Consider the following 6,470-nt stretch of genomic DNA (forward strand, 5'->3'; position numbering starts at 1 on the left):
ATTCGACACCAATAACAGTAGGTTATAATTTGGAGGCTGGCAAGCCTTTTTTATTTTCTAAGAACTTTATTGCAGCGTTATGTACTTTTACGCTGCATTATTATGTACTTTTATTTTGCCATAAACAGTAGAAGAGAAAGATTATTACCCTGTATCTTCCGCGCAAAAAAGAATGTATATTTTGAGTCAAATGGAGGGAAATGAAATAACTTATAATATGCCTCACTCTGTTCAAATAGAAGGGGCATTAAATATAGAAAATCTTGAATTAGCTTTCAAGCAATTAATTGAACGTCACGACTCACTTCGCACAAGTTTTAAAATGGTCAACGGCGAACCTATGCAGTTCATACAGAAAAATATAGATTTTGCTATTGAACCAATACAAGCGACCCTTAATGACTTAAAGGAGATTCAAAGTGACTTTGTATATAAATTTGACATGACGAAAGCACCTTTAATGAGAGTTAAATTGTTAAAAATCAATAAAGAATTCCATGTTTTGATAATTGATATGCATCATATTATTTCAGATGGTAGTTCTATAAACATCTTCATGAATGAACTATTTGATCTTTATGAAGGTAAACAGTTACCACAACTTCGTAATCAGTACAAAGATTTTGCGGCATGGCAACTTGAATTACAAGATAGTAAAAAAATGAAAAAACAAGAGGACTATTGGATAAAAGTATTTAACGGTGAAATACCATTATTAGATATGCCGACGGACTATGAAAGACCGATTAAAAGAAGTTATGAAGGTTCTTTGGTAAATTTCAAAATTGGCAATGAATTGTTTAGAGGGTTAAACAAAATTGCAGAAGAAACTGGTAGCACGCTGTATATGGTGTTATTAGCAGCATACACGACTCTATTATCAAAATATACTGGTCAAAAGGACATATTAGTTGGGACTCCAATAGCAGGAAGAAACCATACGGATATAGAAGGAATCATAGGGATGTTTGTAAATACATTGGTGATTCGAAACCGCCTAAGCTATAAAAAAACATTTATTCATTACTTGAATGAAGTAAAGGAAACAACACTAGCTGCTTATGAGAATCAAGACTATCCTTTCGAAAAAATAATCGAAAAAGTTGATATAAAAAAAGTGGAGAACCGTAATCCGCTGTTTGATACGATGTTAGCCATTGAAAATGTAGATTATATGGAAAAAAACAATAGTAGTTTAACTTTGAAATTACTTGATCAAGAGCATACAGTATCAAGGTTTGATTTAACTTTATTCATATATGTAGGTCAAAAGGAGTTAAGAGGAAGCTTTGAGTATTGCACAAAACTATTTAAGAGAAGTTCAATAGAATTATTAGTAAAAAATTTCCTAACTGTCCTTTCTACAATTAGGAATAATCCTAGTATTAAATTGAGCGAGATTCAAATCGATGGAGATATAAAAGAAAATTATAGTTCAGTTGATTTATTTGAATTAAATTTCTAATTTTCCTTTCGCTGAGAGGAAAATTGGTATAACTGTCCTGTAAATTATTACTTATACTATCACGTTTAAAACTATACAACAAATCTTAATAGATTTAGTTACTGACTAGCTTGTGTAATTCAGAATAAGTGTATTATAACGAATAAGCAGAGGTGTAATTGGATGTCTATATTTAATAAACAATCACTATTTTGGAACAAAGTTTTTGATTATGAAGATAATATAACCTATTTGCCTCATTCAAAAACATCTTCTTTTCAAAAGAATAATGGAGAAATAGTTTCAGAACATATTATTAATAGTATGCTATCGATTGAAAACTCCCAGAGAGTAATGGCTCTAACAAACAGTTCTCCAATGGCCATCTATATGGTTTTACTTTCGGGTGTTAAAAGCCTGTTATATAAGTATACTGGAAATAAAAATATTATTGTAGGAATGCCAGCCTTAAAGGACAAGAACCAGTCTAGTTTAAACGAAATCTTGATTATAAAAAATAAGTTCTACAAGACAAGTTCTTTTAAAGATATATTTAAAGAAATAAATATGTTTATTAAGGATGTAATAGGAAATCAGAATATTCCATTTAGAAAAATGGTAGAGAATCTAGATATCGAATATGATGATAATCATTTGCCTAAAATAAATACAATTATCTCATTAGATGATTTGCATTCTTCACACTTTAAAGAAACAACAGCTTCAGATGTTAGATTTGAATTTTATATTGAAGATAATCTAATTAAACTTAGATTAGCCTATAATCAAGATTTGTATGATCGTGCATTTATGAAACGAGTAACTGAACATTTGAATCGAATTTTCTCTGTTATTTTATTTCAACCTACTCTTGAAATAAGTCAACTGAACATGATGTCAAAATTAGAAGAAGAAAAAATACTGACAGAATTTAATAATTCTAAAATAAACTATCAGGGAAATACGACTGTTCATGAATTGTTTGAGAATAGAGTCAAGAGTAAACCCAATCAAGTAGCTGTTGATTACGATGGACAATATCTAACATACAAACAATTAAATGTACGTGCTAACCAAGTAGCACGTACATTGAGAACAGCTGGTATAAAGAACGAAGAACTAGTGGGTATTATGTTAGATCGTTCTCTTGAAATGATTATTGGAATACTGGGTATTCTTAAAGCTGGCGGCGCCTATGTACCGATTGATCCTGATTATCCAGAAGAACGTATTCAATATATTATTACTAACTCTAATATTAAGCAATTATTAACAAAACGCTATCTACAAGACCGTGTTTCTTTAGTTGAGAAATCCTTATATCTAGATGAAGAATCTAGTTACCATGATGATGGTTCGAATCTTACATGCAATGTATTACCGTATAACTTAGCATACGTGATTTATACATCGGGTACTACAGGTAAACCAAAAGGTGTTATGGTTGAACATCAATCAGTAATCAATACACTAACACAATTGGAAAATCTGTATCCTTTAGAAAAAAATGACTCTATCTTATTAAAAACAAACTATACTTTTGATGTGTCAATAACTGAATTATTCGGGTGGTTTTTTGGTCAGGGTCGATTGGTTATATTAAAGCCTAATTTTGAAAAAGAACCAATGAAAATGTTAAACATAATACAAGATAAACAAATTACTCATATCAATTTCGTGCCATCAATGTTAAAAGTGTTTCTTGATGATGTAAAAATAATAAACGAAGATAAACTTGGTTCGTTAAAATATGTGTTTTCGGCTGGCGAGGCATTACCAGTTAATACAATTAAGCAATTTTATGATTTATCTTTAACATCAAGATTGGAGAATATATATGGACCGACAGAAGCCACAATATATGCAACTCATTATTCAACAACTCATAATATGGAAGGATACGTTAATACACCTATTGGCAAACCCCTTGGAAATACGCAAGCCTATATAATAAATAGAGATAATCAATTACAACCAGTAGGTTTAGTTGGAGAGTTATGTTTAAGTGGACAAGGCCTAGCAAGAGGATATTTAAATCGTCCTGATTTAACAGGTGAAAAATTTGTAGAAAACCCATTTATCCCAGGTCAAAAGATGTATCGGACAGGGGACTTGGTTCGTAGGTTACCGGACGGTAATATTGAATATCTAGGTAGAATTGATCATCAAGTGAAAATACGAGGTTATCGTATTGAAATTGGGGAAGTGGAGACAGCTCTGCTGAATGAAGAAGTCATTAAAGAAGCTATTGTTACAGAATATGAAGATGTACATGGAAACAACTCACTATGTGCTTATATAGTAGTAGCCGAAAGCTTTTCTTTAAGTCAGTTAAAAAGGGAATTATTGGGTGGATTACCAAGTTATATGATTCCTTCATATTTTGTCCAACTTGAACAATTACCACTTACACCAAATGGAAAAGTTAATCGTAAGGGTCTGCCTGCTCCTAGTGAAGATTTACATGTTATAAGTAAGTATGTTGCTCCAAGAACAGCAATTGAACAAGCATTAGTGGCGGTATGGCAGGCTATATTAGGTGTAAAAAGGATAGGAATATTAGATAATTTCTATGAACTGGGTGGAGATTCGATTAAGTCAATTCAAGTGTCTTCTAGACTATATCAAGAAGACTACAAAGTTGAAATGAAACATCTATTAAAATATCCCACTATTGCAGAGTTAAGCCATCATGTCTACCCTATTATGAATACAACAGATCAAGGAGAAATCACAGGCACAGCACCATTAACGCCAATCCAATCATGGTTTTTTAATGAGAACTTTGTAGATAACCATTTTAATCAAGCTATGATGCTCTATAGCTCTGAACGTTTTGAGTCAACAATTTTGGAACAGGTAATGACACAAATCATTAAGCATCATGATGCTTTACGTTCCGTTTTTATAAAGCAGAACAATCAATATGAAGTACGAATACGCGGCAATGAAGAAGGTCCCTTATTTTCATTAGAATTATTTGACTTGCAAAATGAGGAAAATGTTGAAAGTATAATTGAAGGCAAGGCGAATTTAATACAAAGTAGTATAAATATCGAAGAAGGACCATTGGTAAAATTAGGACTGTTCCAATGTGTAGATGGTGATCATTTATTGATTGTAATTCACCATCTTGTGATTGATATGGTCTCGTGGAGAATCTTGTTCGAAGACTTAGCGACAGGGTACGAACAATTGAAGAGCGAAAAGCCTATTCATCTACCGCCCAAAACTGATTCGTTCAAACAATGGTCGACGCTTCTGTTCGGTTATGCGCAAGGTTCCGAAATAGAAAAAGAACGCGTATATTGGAATCAGGTTGAGCAAGTACAATATCTTCCATTACCGAAGGATTATGAATTAAAGTTTCCAACTAACGAAAATAATGATGTCATTACCGTGGAATGGAGTGAACAAGAAACAGAACAATTGTTAAAACAGGCCAATATTTCTTATAATACAGAAATTAACGATTTGTTATTAACCGCTCTTGGTTCGGCAGTTCATAAATGGACAGGTATAAAAAATGTCATAGTTAACTTAGAAGGACATGGAAGGGAAACTATTTTACCAGATGTGAATATTACACGTACAGTGGGATGGTTTACAAGCCAGTATCCAGTTATACTACAGATGAATTCAGAACAGAGTGTGTCTGATTCTATTAAAACTGTGAAAGAAGGATTACGCAAAATTCCTAATAAGGGAATCGGCTATGGTATTCTACGATACCTGTCTCAAGACCAGAGTGCTATCAAAATGTTAAAGCCTGAAATAAGTTTTAATTATTTAGGGCAATTCGACCAAGACTTGGTTCGAAACAGTTTGGAGCTTTCCTCCTATTCAAGTGGTTTAATCATAAGTAAACAAACGAATAGGCAGTATGTATTGAATATAAATGGTTTTGTACAAAATGGTAAGTTGTTTCTTATGATTGAGTATAGTAAAAATCAGTATCAAAGTAAGACAATGGAACAGCTTGCTAAATTAATTAAGAAGAGTTTAGTCGATATAATTGTTCATTGTGTAAGAAAAAAGGAAACTGAATTAACACCAAGTGATCTAAGTATGAAACAGTTGAGTATCAATGAATTAACAGAAGTCATTAAACAAACTAAGCACATTGGTGATGTCGAGGACATTTATGAATTATCACCGATGCAAAAAGGAATGTTGTTCCATAGTAAGCTAGATTCTTCATCATATACTGAGCAAATGGAATTTGATTTGGTTGGAAATTTAGATGTAGATGCTTGGGTGAAAAGCCTTGAAATTCTAATGCAAAGATATTCAGTTTTAAGAATGAATATCTATCAGGGTTGGAATGATACACCACTTCAAATAATTTACAAACATAAATCATGTCCATGGGTTTATGAGGATTTACGTACAATGAACACGGGAGAATATGAAAAATATATAAAATCTTACATGTTAGAAAATAAATCAAGAGGATTTAATCTTGAAAAAGATACATTGCTACGATTAGCTGTGCTGCAAACTGAAGATAAAACACACGGTATAATATTGAGTTTCCATCATATCCTGATGGATGGCTGGAGTATTCCTATATTGTTAGAGGAATGGCTCAAACAATACGAATCTTTAATGAAAGGAAAAGGAGATAGTTATGAGACTATTACTCCATACAGTAGGTATATTAAGTGGCTCTCTCAACAGGATAAGGAAATATCCGCTAACTACTGGAGTAATTATTTAGCTAACCATGAAGAACAAACCATTATACCGTATTCCAAATCAACTGAGCCTGGAAAGGAATATCAACTTAAAACAGTTGTTTGTAAACTAAATGCGTCATTAACCGATCAACTTCAGCAAATTGCAAACCGTAATCAGGTGACAATGAATACAGTTATGCAGGCACTGTGGGGTTTATTACTGTAAAGCTCCACATTGTTCCATCTAAAACACTTGCTAATTGTTCAAATTCCTCCAGATTAAAAATAGACTTCCCTGCTATAATGTGCTAAGTTTTTTTCATATTAATAGAGGGGAGTTTTTTAAT

The 6,470-nt window shown here is 32.3% G+C and carries 1 protein-coding gene and 1 pseudogene; both read left to right on the plus strand.

The window, feature by feature from the left end; translation table 11 throughout:
- Positions 1-148 precede the first annotated feature (148 nt).
- Positions 149-1,465, plus strand: a pseudogene (locus GN217_RS18295) (condensation domain-containing protein); the annotation flags it as partial.
- 162 nt (positions 1,466-1,627) lie between these two features.
- Positions 1,628-6,349, plus strand: a complete 4,722-nt coding sequence (locus GN217_RS18300; RefSeq protein WP_156858076.1) for a non-ribosomal peptide synthetase — start codon at positions 1,628-1,630, stop codon at positions 6,347-6,349.
- Positions 6,350-6,470 lie beyond the last annotated feature (121 nt).

Origin of the sequence: Oceanobacillus sp. AG (assembly GCF_009746545.1) — a bacterium.
GTDB classification, from domain to species: domain Bacteria; phylum Bacillota; class Bacilli; order Bacillales; family Amphibacillaceae; genus Oceanobacillus; species Oceanobacillus indicireducens.